The 18,791-nt window shown below is 69.3% G+C and carries 10 protein-coding genes; 8 read left to right on the top strand and 2 right to left on the bottom strand.

The features are described 5' to 3' along the window. Positions 1 to 25 precede the first annotated feature (25 nt). Positions 26 to 493: a peptidoglycan-binding domain-containing protein gene (locus AOK17_RS08915; protein ID WP_055611803.1), complete on the bottom strand. Its 468-nt coding sequence runs from the start codon at positions 491 to 493 to the stop codon at positions 26 to 28. A gap of 321 nt (positions 494 to 814) precedes the next feature. Here AOK17_RS08915 and AOK17_RS08910 point away from each other — a divergent pair, with 321 nt between their 5' ends. Next, positions 815 to 3,196 (top strand): sensor histidine kinase, encoded by a 2,382-nt coding sequence (locus AOK17_RS08910; protein ID WP_055611802.1) that lies wholly within the window; start codon positions 815 to 817, stop codon positions 3,194 to 3,196. Then, a complete protein-coding gene (locus tag AOK17_RS08905) occupies positions 3,193 to 3,849 on the top strand; it encodes a response regulator transcription factor (RefSeq protein ID WP_206190711.1) in 657 nt (218 codons plus the stop codon). Before AOK17_RS08910 ends, AOK17_RS08905 begins: the two co-directional genes overlap by 4 nt. 629 nt (positions 3,850 to 4,478) lie before the next feature. Here AOK17_RS08905 and AOK17_RS08900 read toward each other — a convergent pair. After that, positions 4,479 to 7,928 carry a CARDB domain-containing protein gene (locus tag AOK17_RS08900; RefSeq protein WP_055611801.1) on the bottom strand — a complete coding sequence of 1,150 codons (3,450 nt, stop codon included), beginning with the start codon at positions 7,926 to 7,928 and terminating at the stop codon, positions 4,479 to 4,481. Positions 7,929 to 8,437: 509 nt separating this feature from the next. Between AOK17_RS08900 and AOK17_RS08895 the strand changes: the two genes are divergently transcribed. The 6 genes from AOK17_RS08895 to AOK17_RS08870 form a co-directional block, all read left to right on the top strand. After that, complete coding sequence (locus AOK17_RS08895) at positions 8,438 to 12,721, top strand: discoidin domain-containing protein (protein WP_055611800.1); 4,284 nt, start codon at positions 8,438 to 8,440, stop codon at positions 12,719 to 12,721. Positions 12,722 to 12,821: 100 nt separating this feature from the next. After that, the gene (locus AOK17_RS08890; protein WP_055611799.1) at positions 12,822 to 13,832 is read left to right on the top strand and encodes a LacI family DNA-binding transcriptional regulator; all 1,011 of its coding nucleotides are present in this window, start codon (positions 12,822 to 12,824) and stop codon (positions 13,830 to 13,832) included. Between the two features lie 222 nt (positions 13,833 to 14,054). Continuing rightward, on the top strand, positions 14,055 to 15,473 hold the full coding sequence (locus AOK17_RS08885; protein ID WP_055611798.1) for an ABC transporter substrate-binding protein: 1,419 nt from the start codon (positions 14,055 to 14,057) through the stop codon (positions 15,471 to 15,473). A 145-nt stretch (positions 15,474 to 15,618) separates the two neighbouring features. After that, a complete protein-coding gene (locus tag AOK17_RS08880) occupies positions 15,619 to 16,581 on the top strand; it encodes a carbohydrate ABC transporter permease (RefSeq protein WP_055611797.1) in 963 nt (320 codons plus the stop codon). A gap of 19 nt (positions 16,582 to 16,600) precedes the next feature. Then, positions 16,601 to 17,476, top strand: a complete 876-nt coding sequence (locus AOK17_RS08875) for a carbohydrate ABC transporter permease (RefSeq protein ID WP_055611796.1) — start codon at positions 16,601 to 16,603, stop codon at positions 17,474 to 17,476. Between the two features lie 170 nt (positions 17,477 to 17,646). Next, on the top strand, positions 17,647 to 18,791 hold a 1,145-nt coding region (locus tag AOK17_RS08870), incomplete at its 3' end, for an alpha-amylase family glycosyl hydrolase (RefSeq protein ID WP_055611795.1).

The raw sequence follows: 18,791 nt of genomic DNA, 5'->3' as shown, positions 1-18,791 counted from the left end.
CAGGGACTTCTACAGGGACAAGCGGCTAGAAGTCGCGGCTGGCGCAGCCGTTGCGCGTCCCGTCCTGCGTGTACCTGGCCCACTTCAGGTTCTCGAACACCTGCTCGCCGTACAGCCCGTCAACGGTGATTCCCTCTTGGCCCTGGGCGTACTTGAGGGCGTCTCGTGTGGCCGGGCCGAATTCGCCGTCGACGGCGATGGATCGCCCGTAGCACGACTTGAGGGCGAGCTGAAGGGCCTCGACACCGACTCCGGTGCTGCCGTAGTCCATCCAGCAACGCACGTTGTAGTACCCCTGATACCACACGTCCGGGATCTTGATCGACTGCGATGAGGTCGTGTTGTACATGATCTTGTGGCTGGACGCGCATTCCCCGACGTACGTCCACGCTGCCGCCGAAGGAGAGACGGCAACGGCGCCGCCGAGCAGGCCGGCGGTGAGGGCGCCGGTCGCCAGAAGGGATCTGGACCGCTTGCCGAGACGAATGGGCATGGTTGTACCTCTCGTTGAGGGGAGGAAGTGAACTGACCGTGCGTCAGGCGCGCACTCGCACCCGCCTGGATGCGGGCCCGCCACGGCAGGTGTCAGTCCCGTACGACAGGGACTACCGGTGTCAGCCCCGTACGACGGGGACTGCCGGTGTCGGCCCCGTACGACAGGGACGTTAGCCCGGCCCGGTCGGTGAGTGTGCCGGTCGTTCGCCCCACAAGGAACGGCCGCCGCACGTACCGGAGGCGAATGGGCGTTCTACCTTGATCGTGGGGCAACTACCCTTGTTTCTGCGCGACATGGGGGATACGAGGGGGAACAGGGATGGCCGCTGAGCCGATAGAGGGCCCCAGGTCCAGCGAGCGTCTGTTGATCCTGGCCCTTGAGCGGTTCGGGGTGTGGCTCCGGTCCATCGTGGTCTGCCTGTGTGGTGCGCTGGGCGTCGTCTCGGCGGATGCGGCGGAGGTTCCCCTGGCGTTGTCTCTGCTGGTGCCCGCTTTCCTCGCCTGTGGTGTGCGCCTCTACTCACTGCGCCGCCCGCGCCTGTTCCCGCTCGCCCTGCTGTGGACGCTGGACGCGGCCGTCGTGGTGCTGACGGGGCTGTCTCAGCCGGTGATCGGCGGCGAGGCCGCGAATGTGATGGTGGAGGCGATGGTCGGCATCAGCGTCGTCGCCTTCCAGTACGAGTGGGCGACGCGACCGGTGGCCGGGGCCGCCCTGGCCGCGTTGGGGGCCGGCGTCAGCGTGCTGGGTGACGTCCTCTCCTCGCCTGGGCAGGGCCCCGACGTGGTGCCCCTGGTGCGCATGCTGATCCAGGTGGGCCTGTCGAGGGCCGCGTACCTCATCATTCGGGGGCTGGCCAGGGCGGCCGACCGGTCGGCCGCGGTCAGGGCGGCGGCGCGCCGGGAGATGGAGGTCGCCGCCGCACGGAGGGCGACCGAGCGCGAGTACCTGGCGACCCTGCACGACACGGCGAGTGCGACGCTGCTGATGGTCTCCCAGGGCGACGGCCGGGACTGGTCGTGGCTGCCTCCGCGTGCCAGACAGGATCTGGAGGCCATGTCAGCGGTGCCCGGATTCGAGACGGGGAGCGTCGACCTCGCGGCTCTTCTCGGCTGTGTGCCCGAGGGGGAGGGGCAGGCCAGGGTGCGCCTCAAGACGCGCATCGATGGCCCGCTCGCGATTCCGTCCGGCCCCGGGCTCGCGATATTCAACGGGGTCCGAGAGGCCGTCACCAATGTGGCACGCCATGCCGGGGTGCGGGAGGCGGAGCTCAGGGCATGGACGGAGGGGGACGGCGCCGTCGTCGAACTGTCCGACGCGGGACGGGGTTTCGACCCGGAGTCCGTCCCCGCGCGGCGACGGGGCATCAACGGTTCCATCATCGGCAGGATGCACGCGGTCGGAGGCTCCGCCACGGTCACCTCCCGTCCGGACACCGGGACCCGCGTGCAGTGGCGCTGGCACGGCCAGGCCCTGGCGCCACAGGCAGGGGACAGAGCACAGGCGACCGGCGTACCGCACCCGCCCCGCGCCCAGGTACAGCACACGGCCGACGTCCGCTTCATCCGCGGGCGGCTCCTCTACGGGACCCAACTGGCCGTGCTGCTGATCAGTCTGGTGTGGCAGTTCACCATCTCGCTGCGCCGGCTCGTGGTCCACCAGGACATGTACCGCCCCGCATGGGCACAGACGGCTGCCTTCGTCTGCCTTGCCGCCGTCGCGGTGATCGGGGGTGCCTATCTGCTGCGTGGCAGGCGGATCCCGCCGAGGGTGCGCTGGTTGAGCCTGGGCTCGGTGCTGGCCGTTTCGGCGGTATGCGCGTTCACGCTCCCGCCGGAGCAGTCGACAGGTGCGCCGGACTGGGCGTTCGGAGTGGTCGGCTGGCATGCGCTGTTCCTGCTGGCAGACCTGCGGGCCGGGGTGTTCGCGGCGTTTCTCGGGGCACATGTGGGGCTCAACGCGACCGCTGTGTTCCTGTCCGGGGAGCCAACCGTCACCCAGTGGGCCATCATGGGGATCTCCACGATAGGTAGCTGCGGCTTCCAGCTCTCCGTCGGTGTACTGATGACGTACCTGCTCCACGGTACGGCGCCGGCAGCCGGGACCGCGGCCGCGCGGGAGGAAGAACTGCGTACCCGGGAACGTATCCACGAGGACATGCAGCGTGATCACAAGGAGCGCTATCGCGCGCTGACGGCGACGACCGTGCCGCTGCTCGTGGGCCTCGGCCATGGCGTGCTGAGCCCGCACGACGAGGAGGTCAGGCTGCGGTGCGGCGTGGAAGCCGCCCGTATGCGCCGCCTGTTCGCGGAGAGCGATGCCGTCCTGGACCCGCTGCTGAACGAGTTGCGGGCGTGCGTCGAGGTGGCCGAGCACCAAGGGGTGACTGTGAGCCTGGCAGTACGAGGCCGGCCGGGTGAGGTGCCCGTCGAGGTACGCCGGGAGCTGATCGACCCGGTGGCGGTGATTCTGGGCCGAACCCGCTCGACCGCGAGGGTGACTGTCGTGTGGACACCCCGCGCGGTACGCGTGAGCGTGGTCAGCGAGGACTGCGCGGGTGGCCGGGGTACGGACGAGGCCGCTCAGGCACCCGGGCGTGCCACGAACGCGCAGGTGGCCGTGGAGCGAACGATCCGCGGCGGAAGTGTGTGGGTGGAAGCCGGCTGGAGAAGACCGGCGGCCTCCGGAGTTGACCTCACATGAGTGACAACGCACCGGTCAGCGTGGTCGTCGTCGACGACCATCCCGCCATCCTCTCGGGCATAGAGGCGTGGTTCGCCGCAGCACGGCGGCCCATCACCGTGGTCGCGGCCGGCGACTCCGTACGGGAAGCCTGGACCGCGCCGGGCAGCACGGCCGACGTCGTCGTCCTGGATCTGCAACTCGCCGAAGGCGGCCCCGCCTTCGGCAGCCTCCGAAGACTCGTCGACGCCGGTCGCCAGGTGGTCGTCTACTCGATGCGGGACGACGAGAAGACGGCGCTCAACTGCCTGGACCTGGGAGCCGCGACCTATCTGACCAAGAGCGAGGGCCGGGACCACCTGGTCGAGGCGACGCTGGCAGCGGCGGACGAGCGGCCCTACATGCCGCCCGCACTGGCCGGCGCGCTGGGGACGAACACCCGCGCCGACCGTCCCCAGCTCTCCGTGCGCGAGGAGAACGTGCTCATCGAGTGGTTCCAGTCGGAGTCGAAGGAGCTGGTCGCGCAGCGTCTCGGGATCTCCGTACGAACGGTCAACTCGTATCTGGACCGGGTGCGCATCAAGTACGCGAACGTCGGCCGGCCCGCGCGGACCAAGGCAAGCCTGGTCGCCCGCGCCATCCAGGACGGGCTGGTCGACGTGGACGACCTCTGACCGGGCGGCCACTGACCCTCACGGCGAGTTGCTGTGGCTGCTACTTGCCCCTGCCCTCGCACAAGCCCGCCTCACCCACCTGTTCCTCGAAGACCGCGATGTGACGGATCCCCTGACCGATCGGGTTCTCCATGGTGGTTCTGGACCCAGTAGGTCACTTCGACGCTTGATCTCGCTCTTGGAGAGCGCCTCCTTCTTTGGACTGGGCAGCTGATCCCTGGCCGTCTGCCGGCTCCAGTACGACACGACGGCTTGGGCCCAGAGCCCTCCGACGGCCGCGACGGAGCCGGCTCCGGACCGGGAGGCTCCTCGCGGAGCCGTGCCCGGACGTGGTTCGGCGCCGGCCGATGGCGTGCGCGACGTAATCGGGCCCGTCTCTGCGGTGCGCTGGTCACTCGTCCTCCTCGGCCCGGCAAGGGCGTTGATGCTTCCGCGGCTCCCGCAGATCACTCGCTGAGTCCCCGCTCGTCGACCATGCCAGAACCTGAGCGGTGTCCGGGGAGGTGCCGACGAGACCGGTGCCCCGCCCTCCGAGAGGAGTGCGGGGCACCGGCGTCCTGCGTGGATGGTCGGGACAGGTGTGCCGACGGGGCTCCGGCGCCCGTTGCCGGTGGCCGGAGACCCCTGGCTCAGCGGTTCATGCGGGCGGCGGACGCCCCGTTGGGTGTGCCGGTGATGGTGAACTGCGAGCCCGGCTCGATCAGTACGCTCCCTTCGGCCGAGTTCGTGATCGTGACGTTCGTGAGGGTGGCGCTGCCACGGGCCCCGCTCATCGCGAGGATGCCGGAGCCGTTGTTGGACCCGTCGATCTTCACGTCGGTGATCTTCACGCCCGGCATCGCGCCGCCACCCGTCTTGAACTGGATGCCGTCGTACGTCGAGTCGAAGATCTCGGTGTCACGGATGGTCACGCCCGGGATGTCCTGGCCCTGGGCGAAGAGGGTGATGGCGCCGAACTCCTGGTCCTCGTTCCAGAACGCGCCGCCCGTCCGGTGCAGGGCGTTGCCCGCGATGAGGGTCTGCCCGGTGAACGGGAGCGGGTCGTGGTCGGTGGCGAGCATGATGCCGGGGTAGTTCATCGTGTCGGCGATGACGTTGTTCTCGATGGTGTTGCCGTAACCGCCGTACACCGCGATGCCGTTGGCCCGCCACGGCAGCTGGATCGTGTTGTTGCGGAAGTGGTTGTCGTGGCCGATGTCCACCGAGGTGTCCTTCACGTACTTGCTGGCCCACACGGCGAGCGCGTCGTCGCCGGTGTTGCGGAAGGACGAGTTGTAGACGGTGGAGTTACGGGTGCCGTTGGCGAAGTTGATGCCGTCGGCGTAGGTGTTGCGGATGCGTACGCCCGAGAACTCCAACTCGTCGCCGGGGCCCCACAGTTCGGGGATGTTGGAGTAGTCGCGGCCGGCCCACACGCCGACGTTGGCGTGCTCGATCCACACGTTGGTGATCTTCGTGCCCTTGCCGAAGCGGCCGTTGAGTCCCACGCCGCCCTCCTGGTTGCCGTCGCCGCCGCGGATGGCGCCCGAGCCGAAGATGGCGATGTCGGAGATCTGGGTGTTGTGGTCGATGTCGAAGCCGAAGTTGCCCTCGTGCGGGTGGTTGATGCCACCGGCCTGGTGGGGCGGGGTGAGGGTGTAGAGCTGGGAGTGCCACATGCCCGCGCCGCGGATGGTGACGTCCCGGATGCCGACCTGGTTGTACTGGCCCCGGTTCAGCGGGTCGTCGGTGAGGATCTTCTGTTCCTGGCGCCACTGCCCGGCCGGGATCCACACGCAGGAGATCTGGCCGTTCTGGTCGGCGGTGACCGCCCGCTGGATGGCGTCGGTGTCGTCGAGTCCGTCGCCCGGGACGGCCCCGTACTCGGTGATCGAGGTGCAGTTCGCGGGCTTGGTGGCCGCGGGCGCGACCTGTTCGAGGTCGACGAGGTCGATGACGTAGAACGCGGCCGTGTCGCCCGCGTCCCGCTGGAGGCGGAACTTGGTGCCCACCGGGTAGCTCTGCGACAGCAGCGCGTGCGACTCGTCGAACAGCCGACGGGCGTCGCTGCCCGGCGTGTTGGTCAGTCCCTCGGGGTCGTCGGTGGTCCCGTACAGCCAGCTGTGCTTCGACGACAGGTTGAGCTTCTGCACGAAGGTGCCGTTGGCGTACAGGCTGATCGTGGCCTGTGCTCCGCCGCCGCCCGCGGCGTCCGGGAGGGAGTTGCGCACCACGATCGAGTTGGAGGGAGCCGTCGAGGTGAACTCGACGAACTGGCCGGTGGAGTTGAGCCTGACCGACTTGCGGCCCGAGGACTCGGTGGCGAAGTTGGTGTGTCCGAAGGTCCGCTTGGCGTCGGCGGTGAGCAGGGTGCCCTCGTAGCGGCCTTCCTCAGCCTCCAGTTCGGCGTACGGGACGGCGGCGCCACGGCCGACGACGAGGGACTTGGCGAGCACGTTGTTGTTCTCGTTGGTCTCGTCGACGACCCCGGTGGCGTCGGCGGTGGCCGTGAGGGTGGCCCCACCGCTGGTGGCCGTCCACGTTCCGCTGATCGCCACGTTCGCCGTGGCTCCGGACGCCACCTGGCCGGTCGTGCCGTTGAGCGTGGTGGAGCCGACCTGGAGCCTGGTCACGGAGCCGGCCGGCGCCGCGGTGGTGCCGCGGTTGTGCACGGCGACGGTGAAGGAGACGGACGAGCCGACGGCCGGGTTGGCCGGGTTGGTGGTGATACCGCGTACTTCGAGGTCCGGGCCGGGTGCCTGGCCGACGACCAGCCGGTTCGCGGCGGTGCGGCTGTTGTTGCTGTCGTCGAGTTCGGCGACCGTGTTGCGCGGGTCGACCACGGCGGAGACGCCGTAGTCGCCCGCGGGACGGGTGCCGGCGGCGACGGCCACCGTGGCGGACGCGCCCGGTTCGAGCGCGGGTACGGTTCCGCTGCCGACGGCCGTTCCCTCCAGGCTGACGTCCGCGGTCGTGGCGGCCGAGCGTGCCGTGCCCGCGTTGCGGACCGTGGCGTTCACGGTCACCGCGTCCCGCTCGGAAGGGGCAGCGGGGGTCCAGTCCAGCCCTGTGACGGTCAGGTCGGGTGCGGGTGCCGCGGTCCCGACGACCTGGAACTCGGCGACCTGGCCGCCCGGTGCCCCGGTGTTGGAGAAGAAGCGCAGCCGCAGGTCGGACCAGCGGCCGGTGACCGGGATGGTCACGGAGTTGTTGTCCCGGGAGGGACTGAAGGCGTAGTCGGCGGGGTCGCGCAGCGAGGTGAAGCCGCTCGCGGAGTGTTCACGGCCCAGCACCTGGATGCTCTGGGTCCTGGCCCCCCACACCTGGTCCGGGTTGAGCTTGACCACCACGGCGTCGACGTCGGCGTTGGCCCCGAGCTTGACGGTGAGGTCGGAGGGGTGGCCCGCCGCCTCCCAGTAGGTGGAGGTGGAGTCGTCGGCGGCGTTCGCGGCGACGAAGTTGTGGACCGAGGAGGTGGCCTCGACGGGCTTGTTGCGGGCCAGGTTGGTGCCGGTCGGCGGAGGCGTGGTGCCGCCGTCGTCGCCGTACACCTCCAGCTCGGAGAGCTGAGCGGCGTTCCAGCCGGTGTTCCCGGTGATGTGCACGCGGACATAGCGCGCCTCGGCCGGGGAAGTCAGGCTGACCGGGACGGTGTTGGCCTGCGCGGGGTTGAACGCCCGGCCGGCCGAGGCCGCGAGCGTACGGAACGTGGAGCCGTCGGTGCTGGCCTGCAGGGACAGCGTCTGGTTACGGCTCTCCCAGGTGGCGGGCAGTTTGAGCACCACCTGGTCGACGGTCCGGGTCGCGCCGAGGTCGACCTGGACCCACTGCGGGAAGGAGCCGCCCGGCCCCTCCCAGTAGGAGGCCTGAGTGCCGTCGGTGACGTTCCCGGCGGTGTAGGGGCCGTTCGAGCCGCCCGCGGTGGCCGGACGTCCGAGCGCGAGGTTGGCGACGGCCGCCGCCTTCGCGCGATCGCTGTCGACCGGGGCGGTGGCGGCCCGGGCGCTCGACGTGACGGCCAGCGGTATCAGCCCGGTCGTCATGAGCGCGGCTATGACGGCACCGGTCAGTGACCGGCGACCGAGGGGTCTCCATCTCATGGGGTCCTCTGTTCCGTGGGGGAGGCGGAAGCGCGACTGACGGGCCGGGCACGCCGGAGCAGGCACAGGGGAGTTCAGAGGGGGAGTGGAGTGTCCGTCGAGGAATGCACCGGCCTTGCGCGCAAATTGAGCTGCTCAGTCGATTCTTTGCGGAAACTACGCCCACAGGTTTCTAGCCCGTCTCCGCTTTGTCAACGGTCCCGGTATCACCGGTAGTTGACGTGGAAGCGGCTTGCGTTGCTTGCGTGCCCGCTTGCGCTTTTCCGGCAGCTCGCGCGAAAGTCGCTGGCCCGGTGCTGCAGCAGGTGGCAAGGACCCGCGGGGCTTGCATTTCGGGCATGCTCACGCCATAGACGTACCGTCAGGTGTCTGCAACTCTCTGATCGATCGACGCAAAAGAGAGTGCGCACGACCGCACATCGAAGCGCGACCTGCACCCCCACGGACACCCACCCACACAGCCGCCCCGGGGCCGCCCACATCCGGTTCGGGACGGAGATCGGGGACACATGAGACCGCAACGCCGGGGATGGCGGGGGATCGCCGCCGTCCTCACGACCGCTCTGCTCCTGCTGGGGCTGCCGTCGCTGACCGCCGCCGCGGCGGCGGCCGGGCCCAACCTCGCCGCCGGACGGCCCGCCACCGCCGGCAGCGCCCACGCCGAATACGCCGCACGCAACATCACCGACGGCGACCAGGGAACGTACTGGCAGAGCGCGGGGACCAGCCTCCCCCAGTGGATCCAGACGGACCTGGGTGCCACCGCCCGTGTGGACGAGGTGGTACTGAGGCTCCCGGCGGGCTGGGAGAGCCGCAACCAGACCCTGTCCGTCCAGGGCAGTGCGGACGGCACGAGCTTCACCACGCTGAAGACCTCCGCCTCCTACGCCTTCAGCCCCGGCAGCGCCAACACCGTGACGGTGACCTTCCCCGCCGCCCAGGCCCGGTACGTACGGATCGACATCACCGCCAACACCGGGTGGCAGGCCGCGCAGCTCTCCGAGCTGGAGGTCCGCGAGTCCGGTGACTCCTCGGCGAACCTGGCACGGGGGCGCACGCTCACCGCCGCCAGTCACCACGAGACGTACGTGCCGGCCAACGCGGCCGACGGCAACAAGGCCACCTACTGGGAGAGCCGCAACAACGACCTGCCGCAGTGGATCCAGGCGGACCTGGGTTCCTCCCTGCGCGTCGACCGGGTGGTGCTGCGCCTGCCCGACGGCTGGGGAGCCCGCAGCCAGACCCTGAAGATCCAGGGCAGCGCCAACGGCAGCGACTTGTCCGACCTGACCGCCTCCAAGGCCTACGCCTTCGCGCCGGGCGACGGCAACTCGGTGACGATCTCCTTCGACCCGACGACCACCCGGTACGTGCGGGTGCTGGTCACCGCCAACACCGGTCAGCCCGCTGCCCAGTTGTCCGAACTGGAGGTCTATGGCCCGGCGAGCGGCGACACCGAGGCGCCGGACGCCCCCGCGGACCTCGCCTACACCGAGCCCGCCACCGGCCAGATCCGGCTGGCCTGGAAGGCGTCCGACGACAACACCGGTGTGACCGGCTACGACGTGTACGCCAACAACGAGCTGCTCACCAGCGTCGCGGGCACGGTCACCTCGTACACCGACAACCGTCCCGCGAGTGCCACGGTCTCCTACTTCGTGCGGGCCAGGGACGCCGCCGGGAACGTCTCCGGCAACAGCAACACCGTCACCCGCCGCGGCGAGACCGGTGACACCCAGGCACCCACGGCACCCGCGAACCTGGCCCTCACCGAACCGGCCGCCGGGCAGATCAGGCTCGCCTGGAACGCCTCCAGCGACAACACCGGTGTGACCGGCTACGACGTGTACGCCAACAACGAGCTGCTCACCACGGTCGCCGGTACGGTCACCTCGTACACCGACAACCGCTCCGCGAGTGCCACGGTCTCCTACTTCGTGCGGGCCAAGGACGCCGCCGGGAACGTGTCGGGGGACAGCAACACCGTGACGCGCAACGGCACTTCGGGCCCCGGCTCCAACCTCGCGGTCGGCAGGCCGATCACGGCCTCCTCGACCGTGCACACCTTCGTCGCCGAGAACGCCAACGACAACAGCACCTCCACCTACTGGGAGGGCTCCGGCCATCCGGCCACCCTCACCGTGAAGCTCGGAGCCAACGCCGACGTCTCCTCGCTCGTCCTCAAGCTCAACCCGGACAGCGCCTGGGGCGCCCGGACCCAGAACATCCAGGTCCTCGGCCGCGAGCAGGACGCCACCGGCTATTCCAGCCTGGTCGCCGCGAAGGACTACGCCTTCAGCCCGTCGAGCGGCAACAGCGTGACCGTTCCCGTCACCGCGCGGGTGGCCGACGTGCAGTTGCGCTTCACCTCCAACACGGGCGCCCCGGCCGGGCAGATCGCCGAGTTCCAGGTGATCGGAACCGCCGCGCCCAACCCGGATCTTGAGGTCACCGCGCTGACCGCCTCGCCGGCCTCACCGGTCGAGTCCGACGAGATCACCCTCACCGCCACCGTCCGCAACAGCGGCGAGGCCGCCGCACCGGCCAGCGCCGTCGCACTGCGCCTGAGCGGCACCAAGGTCGCCACCGCGGCCGTCGGCGCCCTCGCGGCCGGAGCGCAGCGCACCGTCACCGCCTCCATCGGGGCACGGGACGCAGGTACCTACCAGCTCAGTGCCGTCGCCGACGACGCCGGTGCGGTCATCGAGCAGAACGAGACCAACAACACCTACACCAGCCCCAGTTCACTCGTCGTGCGCCCGGTCAGCAGCTCCGACCTCGTGCCGGTGCTGACCACCTCACCGTCCGGCCCGGCGGACGGCGACACCGTCACCTTCAAGGTCGCCCTGCGCAACCAGGGCACCATCGGCTCGGCGGGTGGCGCGCACGGCATCACCGTCGCACTGGTCGACTCCAAGGGCGCCACCGTGCGGACCCTGACCGGCTCGTACGACGGCACGATCGCGGCCGGTGCCACCACCGGCGCCGTCACGGTGGGCACCTGGACCGCGGCCAACGGCTCGTACACGGTGCGTACGACCGTCGCCGCCGACGCCAACGAACTGCCGGTCAAACGGGAGAACAACAGCGCCACCCAGTCCCTGTTCGTCGGACGCGGCGCCAACATGCCCTTCGACATGTACGAGGCGGAGGACGGCGCGACCGGCGGCGGAGCGGCGACCGTCGGGCCCAACCGGACCGTCGGCGACCTCGCCGGAGAGGCGTCGGGCCGCAAGGCGGTCACCCTCAACAGCACCGGTGAGTACGTCGAGTTCACCACCAAGGCGGCCACCAACACCCTGGTCACCCGCTTCTCCATCCCGGACTCCGCGGGCGGCGGAGGCATCGACGCCACCCTCAACGTCTACGTCAACGGCACCTTCCGCAAGGTGCTGCCGCTCACCTCGAAGTACGCCTGGCTGTACGGGGCGGAGGCAGGTCCCGGCAACTCCCCGTCCGCGGGAGCCCCGCGCCACATCTACGACGAGGCACACCTGATGCTGGGCGAGACCGTTCCGGAGGGCGCGAAGATCCGGTTGCAGAAGGACACGGCCAACACCTCCCGGTACGCGATCGACTTCGTCAGCCTGGAACAGGTCGCGCCGGTCGCCAACCCGGACCCGGCCGCGTACGCCGTCCCGGCCGGCTTCGGCCACCAGGACGTGCAGAACGCCCTGGACCGGGTCCGCATGGACACCACCGGCAGGCTCACCGGGGTCTACCTCCCGCCGGGCGAATACCAGACGTCCAGCAAGTTCCAGGTGTACGGCAAGGCCGTGCAGGTGGTCGGCGCCGGGCCCTGGTACACGCAGTTCCACGCCCCGTCGGGCCAGGACAACACCGACGTCGGCTTCCGGGCGGAGAACTCCGCGAAGGGGTCCTCGTTCAGGAACTTCGCCTACTTCGGCAACTACACCTCCCGCATCGACGGACCGGGCAAGGTGTTCGACTTCGCGAACGTGTCGGACATCGTCATCGACAACACCTGGACCGAGCACATGGTCTGCCTCTACTGGGGCGCCAATACGGACCGGGTGACGATCAGCAACTCGCGCATCCGCAACACGTTCGCCGACGCCGTCAACATGACCAACGGCTCGACGGACAACCACGTGGTCAACAACGAGTCCCGGGCCTCCGGCGACGACAGCTTCGCGCTGTTCTCCGCGATCGACGCGGGCGGCGCCGACATGAAGGACAACCTCTACGAGAACCTGACCTCGATCCTCACCTGGCGGGCCGCGGGCATCGCCGTCTACGGCGGCTACGACAACACCTTCCGCAACATCCACATCGCCGACACCCTGGTCTACTCGGGCATCACGATCAGCTCGCTGGACTTCGGCTATCCGATGAACGGGTTCGGCACCGAGCCGACGACCGTGGAGAACGTCTCGGTGGTCCGCTCCGGCGGCCACTTCTGGGGCAGTCAGACCTTCCCCGGAATCTGGCTGTTCTCCGCCTCGAAGGTGTTCCAGGGCATCCGCGTCAACGACGTGGACATCGTGGATCCGACCTACCACGGGATCATGTTCCAGACCCAGTACCTGGGCGGGCAGCCGGTGAACCCGATCAAGGACACGGTCCTCACCGACATCTCGATCACGGGTGCGCGCAGGAGCGGTGACGCCTACGACGCGAAGTCCGGGTTCGGACTGTGGGCCAACGAGTTGCCGGAACCGGAGCAGGGCCCGGCGGTCGGTGAGGTCACCTTCAACGGCCTGCGCTTCAACGGCAACGCCGTGGACATCCGCAACACCACCTCCACCTTCAGGATCAACATCAATCCCTGACCTGTCCGCCGAAGGGCGGCCAGCGGTCCTTCACGGAGACTGAACGGAGGCACAAAGGCTGGCGCAAGCCGTTTGCGCGGCTTGCGCTAGCCTTGCGCTCATGACGCGACGACTTGCTCAGGTAGCCAAGAAGGTAGGTGTCAGCGAGGCCACGGTCAGCCGAGTCCTCAACGGCAAGCCCGGAGTCTCGGACACCACCAGGCAGTCCGTGCTCACCGCGCTGGACGTCCTCGGCTACGAGCGTCCCACCCAGCTGCGCGGCGAGCGGGCGCGTCTGGTCGGCCTGGTCCTGCCCGAGCTGCAGAACCCGATCTTCCCCCTGCTCGCCGAGGTCATCGGCGGCGCGCTCGCCCAGCAGGGACTCACCCCGGTGCTGTGCACCCAGACCAAGGGCGGCGTCTCCGAGGCGGACTACGTCGACCTGCTGCTCCAGCAGCACGTGTCCGGAGTGGTCTTCGCCGGCGGCCTGTTCGCCCAGGCCGACGCCCCGCACGACCACTACCGGCAGCTCGCCGAACGGCGCATCCCGGTCGTGCTGATCAACGCCCCGGTCGAGGAGCTGGACTTCCCCTGTGTCTCCTGCGACGACGCCGTCGCGGTCGAGCAGGCGTGGCGCCACCTCACCCTGCTGGGGCACGAGCGCATCGGCGTGGTCCTCGGCCCGGCCGACCACATCCCCTCCCGGCGCAAGCTGGCCGCCGCGCGGGCCGGTGCCGAGGCGGCGGGCAAGTCCCTGCCCGACGACTGTGTGGAGCGGTCGATGTTCTCCCTGGAGGGCGGCCAGGCGGCGACCACCCGCCTGCTGGCCCGGGGCGTCACCGGCATCATCTGCGCCAGCGACCCGCTCGCCCTCGGCGCCATCCGCGCGGCCCGCCGGCGCGGCCTGTCGGTGCCCGAGCAGGTCTCCGTCGTCGGCTTCGACGACTCCGCCTTCATGAACTGCACCGAACCCCCGCTGACCACCGTGCGCCAGCCCATCGAGGCCATGGGGCGGGCCGCCGTGGACCTGCTCTGCACCCAGATCCAGGGCGGTGAAGTCCAGCCCGGTGAGCTCCTGTTCGAGCCGGAGCTGGTGGTCCGCGGCTCGACGACACAGGCTCCTCGGGACTAGTCCGTACGACCGAAGCGCGGTGAGGCCGGACCCGGCCTCACCGCGCTTCGGCTTGCGCGCAACCGCCTCCCTGAGATCAACCGTATACGTCCTTCTGTCAAACATTTACGAAGGCTGCGCGAGATATTGCGGTCACTTGTTCGTGGTGGTTGAGTGTGCGGCGCCCCACATCGCACCGGCGGTGAGGGCGCCTTCCACGTTCATGCCCGAAGGGGACCACCCATGAGAAGAGCTCGGTTCCGCCGCACGCGCCGCGCCGGCGCGGTCACCCTCGCCTCCGCGCTCACGCTGACCGCACTCGCCGCCTGCGGCACGAGCAGCAGCGACGACGACGGCGACAACGGCTCCGGCAACAGTGCGAAAGCCGACCCCGCCGCACCGCTGGACCCGAAGACCAAGGTGTCCATCAGCATCGACTGCATGCCCCCCGCGGCGAAGGCGGCCGAGCTCAGGCAGTGGAACGAGGACGTCAAGGAGTTCAACAAGAAGTACCCCAACGTCACGATCAACGGGCGCTCCACGCCGGGCCAGTGTCTGGAACCGCCGCGCTTCACCGCGATGCTCAAGGCGAAGTCCCAACCCGACGTCTTCTACACGTACTTCACCGACCTGCCCCAGGTCCTCGACAACGACGGCGCCCAGGACATCACCGCGTACGTCAACGACAAGAGCGTCCCGCTGCTCAAGGACATCGACCCCGACGTCCTCAGCTCGCTGAAGAAGGACGGGAAGCTCTACGGCCTGCCGACCAGCAACTACCGCATGGGCCTGCTCATCAACCGCAAGCTCTTCGAGGAAGCCGGCCTCGACCCGGACACCCCGCCGGCGACCTGGGAGGAAGTCCGCACCACGGCCAAGAAGATCGCGGACCTCGGCGGCGGTGTCGCCGGATTCGGCGAGTACAGCGCGGCCAACACCGGTGGCTGGCACTTCACCGCGCAGATGTACAGCCTCGGCGGCGACGTCGTCGACGCCAGTGGGAAGAAGGCCGCCTTCAACGACGCGACCGGCAAGCAGGTCGCCGAGAACCTCCACGCCATGCGCTGGGACGACGACTCCATGGGCAAGACCCAGCTGCTGAAGTGGGGCGACCTCCAGAAGCAGATCGCCACCGACAAGCTGGGCATGTTCCTCGCAGCGCCCGACGACGTCACGTACATGGTCCAGCAACTCGGCGCCAAGTACGAGAACTTCGGCATGGGGCCGATCCCGGGCGGTGAGAACACCCTCGCCGGCGGCAACAACTACATGATCAAGCAAGGCATTTCGGCCGACAAGGTCAAGGCCTCCATCGCCTGGCTGAACTTCAAGTTCACCACGGTCGGCAAGGGCCAGTACGACTGGAAGCGGTCAAAGGCCGACGCTCTGCCCGTGGGACTCCCGCAGCCGAACCTCTGGCTGAACGGCTCCAAGACCAAGGACGACGCCGCCCGCCAGGAGTTCGCCACCATGCCGGTGGAGAACTTCAAGGCGTTCACCGACAACCCGGTCCCGGGCAAGGCCGAACCGCCGAAGGCCCAGGAGATCTACAAGGTCCTCGACAACGTCATGTCGGGCATCCTCACCAACAAGGACGCCGACATCGACAAGCTCCTGTCCACCGCCGAGTCCCAGGTCAACAAGGTCCTCGCCACCCAGTGACCACGCGGCGGCCGGGCGGTGTCACCACCGTCCGGCCCGCCCGCGCGCCGCCGTCCACCGGCGGCGCGGACGAGAGCCCGACCTCCCACGGCACGTGCCCGGACCCGACCCGTCCGGCGGCACCGCAGTACGTCAAGGAGCGACCATGTCGGCCCCCATCCTCACCAAGGACCCGGTGGTCAAGGACCGCCGCCCCCGCAGGCCCCGCGCCGGTGCCCCGCGCCTCCCGGACGGCGAGTTCGGCAAGAACCTGCGCCGCAACATCACCGCCCACGGCTTCCTCATCGGCGCGGTGCTCTGCTTCGCCTTCTTCTCCTGGTATCCGATCGTCCGGGAGTTCCTCCTCGCCTTCCAGAAGACCGAGGACGGCCGCGTCAGCTGGGTGGGCTGGGACAACTTCGTCACCGTCTGGAACGACCCGGCCTTCGGCCAGGCATGGCGCAACACCCTGTGGTTCACCGTGCTGGCGCTGGTCCTCGGCTTCGTCGTACCGTTCGTCACCGCCCTGATCATCAACGAATTCCGGCACGGCCAGGGCTACTTGAGGCTGCTGGTCTACCTGCCGGTGATGCTCCCGCCGACCGCGTCGGTCCTGCTCTTCAAGTACCTGTACGACCCCGGGTACGGCATGTTCAACGAGATACTCGGCGTCTTCGGCGTCCCCGCCCAGCAATGGCTACAGGACCCCGACACCGCGATGCTCTCCGTGGTGGTCGCCTCGACCTGGATGAACATGGGCGGCGCGACACTGATCTACCTCGCGGCCCTCCAGGGCGTACCGGGCGAGCTGTACGAGGCCGCCGAACTGGACGGCGCGGGACTGCTCCGCAAGGTGTGGCACGTCACCGTGCCGCAGACCAGGCTCATCCTGCTGCTGATGCTCCTCATGCAGATCATCGCCACCATGCAGGTATTCATCGAGCCGTTCCTGCTCACCGGCGGCGCCGGACCCGAAGGGTCCACCACCACCATCGTGTACCTGATCTACCAGTACGCCTTCAACTTCAACAACTACGGCGCCGCGGCGGCGCTCGGCCTGCTCCTGCTCGTACTGCTGGCCGGCTTCTCGGCCGCGTACACCCGACTCAACCGCGCCGAGCAGGACTAGGACCGGGGGAGACACGGACATGTCCACTCGCACGCTCATCTCACCCGCCCAACTGGCCCGCCCGCGCGGCAAGGTCGTGTACTGGGTGTGCTTCGCCCTGGTCGTCGTCCTGTTCACGCTGGCCTTCCTCGGCCCGCTGTACTGGATGGTGTCCGGCGGACTCAAGACCACCCAGGAAGCCGTCCAGACCCCGCCCACCTGGGTGCCGGGCTCCGCCCACCCGGAGAACTACCAGCGCGCCTGGGAGGTCATGGACCTGGCCAAACTCCTGATGAACACCCTCTACTACGCCTTCGGCGCGCTCGCCTTCCAGCTGGTGCTCGACGTGGCCGCCGCCTACTCGCTCTCCAAGCTGCGGCCCGTACTCGGCAAGGCGATCCTCGGCCTGATGCTCGCCACCCTGATGATCCCGGCGACCGTCCTCGTCGTACCGCAGTACCTCACCGTGCTGGACGTGCCGATCGTCGAACGCAACCTGCTCAACTCGCCCTGGGCGATCTGGCTGCCCTCGGTCACCAACGCCTTCAACATCTTCCTGCTCAAGCGGTTCTTCGACTCGATCCCCAAAGAACTGCTCGACGCGGCGTCGATGGACGGCGCCGGCCCCCTGCGCGTCCTGTGGTCCATCGTCCTGCCGGTCTCCCGGCCCATCCTCGGCGTCGTGTCCATCTTCGCCGTCGTCGGCGTCTGGAAGGACTTCCTCTGGCCGATGCTCGTCCTGCCCGACCCGTCGAAGCAGACCCTCGCCGTCGGCATCTACTCGCTCGCCACCAGCGTGCCCGAGAACGTCCTGATCGCCTCACTGACCATCGCGTCCCTGCCCACGCTCATCCTCTTCCTCATCTTCCAGCGCAACATCATGAGCGGACTGACGGCGGGCGGCCTCAAGGGCTGACCGAGCACACGCCGTACGGACACCACCCGCGGTCACCCGCAGTCCGGGCACCACCCGCAGCGAACACCACGCAGGTGCCCCCCACCGATCCTCCGCCGCCGCCCCGTTCCCGACGCCTCGCTGTCCGGGGCGGCGGCGGAGAACCACCCCTGCCCCGAAAGGACCGACACGTGGCAGCCCCTCAGCCCGTCAAGACCCCCGGCCACACCGACGACTGGTGGCGCGGTGCCGCCATCTACCAGGTGTACCCGCGCAGCTTCGCCGACGGCGACGGCGACGGCACCGGGGACCTCGCGGGCGTCCGGTCGAGATTGCCCTACCTCGCCGAACTGGGCGTCGACGCGATCTGGTTCACCCCCTGGTACCTGTCCCCGCTCGCCGACGGGGGCTACGACGTCGCCGACTACCGCACCATCGACCCCGCCTTCGGCGACCTCGGCGAGGCCGAGCGGCTGATCACCGAGGCCCGCGGGCTGGGCATCCGCACCATCGTGGACATCGTGCCCAACCATGTCTCCGACCAGCACCCCTGGTTCCGGGCCGCGCTCGCCGCCGGACCGGGCAGTCCCGAACGCAAGCTCTTCCACTTCCGTCCCGGCCGCGGCGAGCACGGCGAACTCCCGCCCAACGACTGGCCGTCACAGTTCTCCGGCCGCACCTGGACCAGGGTCGAGGACGGGGAGTGGTACCTGCACCTGTTCACGCCGGAGCAGCCGGATCTCAACTGGGCCCACCCCGCGGTGCGGGAGGAGCACGAAGAGGTGCTGCGGTTCTGGTTCGAGCGCGGCGTGGCGGGCGTACGCATCGACTCCGCGGCGCTGCCCGCCAAGGACCCCGACCTGCCCGACTTCGTGGAGGGGCGCGACCCCCACCCGTACATCGACCGTGACGACCTGCACGAGATCTACCGCTCCTGGCGGCGGATCGCCGACGAGTACGACGGCGTCTTCGTCGGCGAGGTGTGGCTGCCGGACTCCGAACGGTTCGCCCGCTACCTGCGCCCCGACGAACTGCACACCGCGTTCAACTTCTCCTTCCTGTCGTGCCCGTGGGAGGCGGCCAGGCTGCGCGCCGCCATCGACGACACCCTCGCCGAACACGCCCCGGTCGGTGCGCCGGCCACCTGGGTGCTGTGCAATCACGACGTGACCCGCACGGTCACCCGCTACGGGCGGCAGGACACCGGGTTCGACTTCGCCACCAAGGCCTTCGGCACCCCGGCCGACCTGCGGCTCGGCACCCGCCGGGCGCGTGCCGCCGCCCTGCTCACCCTCGCTCTGCCCGGCTCCGTCTACATCTACCAGGGCGAGGAACT

It is taken from the genome of Streptomyces phaeochromogenes, from assembly GCF_001418655.1.
In the GTDB taxonomy this organism is placed as follows: Bacteria; Actinomycetota; Actinomycetes; order Streptomycetales; family Streptomycetaceae; genus Streptomyces; species Streptomyces phaeochromogenes.
Note: the sequence above shows the minus strand (reverse complement) of the source record. Positions and strands in the feature narration are given on the sequence as shown.

Excerpts from the sequence above, each read along its gene's own strand:
- AOK17_RS08915 (WP_055611803.1), bottom strand. The coding sequence starts at position 493 with ATGCCCATTCGTCTCGGCAAGCGGTCCAGATCCCTTCTGGCGACCGGC.
- AOK17_RS08880 (WP_055611797.1), top strand. The coding sequence starts at position 15,619 with ATGTCGGCCCCCATCCTCACCAAGGACCCGGTGGTCAAGGACCGCCGC.
- AOK17_RS08885 (WP_055611798.1), top strand. The coding sequence starts at position 14,055 with ATGAGAAGAGCTCGGTTCCGCCGCACGCGCCGCGCCGGCGCGGTCACC.
- AOK17_RS08875 (WP_055611796.1), top strand. The coding sequence starts at position 16,601 with ATGTCCACTCGCACGCTCATCTCACCCGCCCAACTGGCCCGCCCGCGC.
- AOK17_RS08900 (WP_055611801.1), bottom strand. The coding sequence starts at position 7,928 with ATGAGATGGAGACCCCTCGGTCGCCGGTCACTGACCGGTGCCGTCATA.
- AOK17_RS08895 (WP_055611800.1), top strand. The coding sequence starts at position 8,438 with ATGAGACCGCAACGCCGGGGATGGCGGGGGATCGCCGCCGTCCTCACG.
- AOK17_RS08905 (WP_206190711.1), top strand. The coding sequence starts at position 3,193 with ATGAGTGACAACGCACCGGTCAGCGTGGTCGTCGTCGACGACCATCCC.
- AOK17_RS08890 (WP_055611799.1), top strand. The coding sequence starts at position 12,822 with ATGACGCGACGACTTGCTCAGGTAGCCAAGAAGGTAGGTGTCAGCGAG.
- AOK17_RS08910 (WP_055611802.1), top strand. The coding sequence starts at position 815 with ATGGCCGCTGAGCCGATAGAGGGCCCCAGGTCCAGCGAGCGTCTGTTG.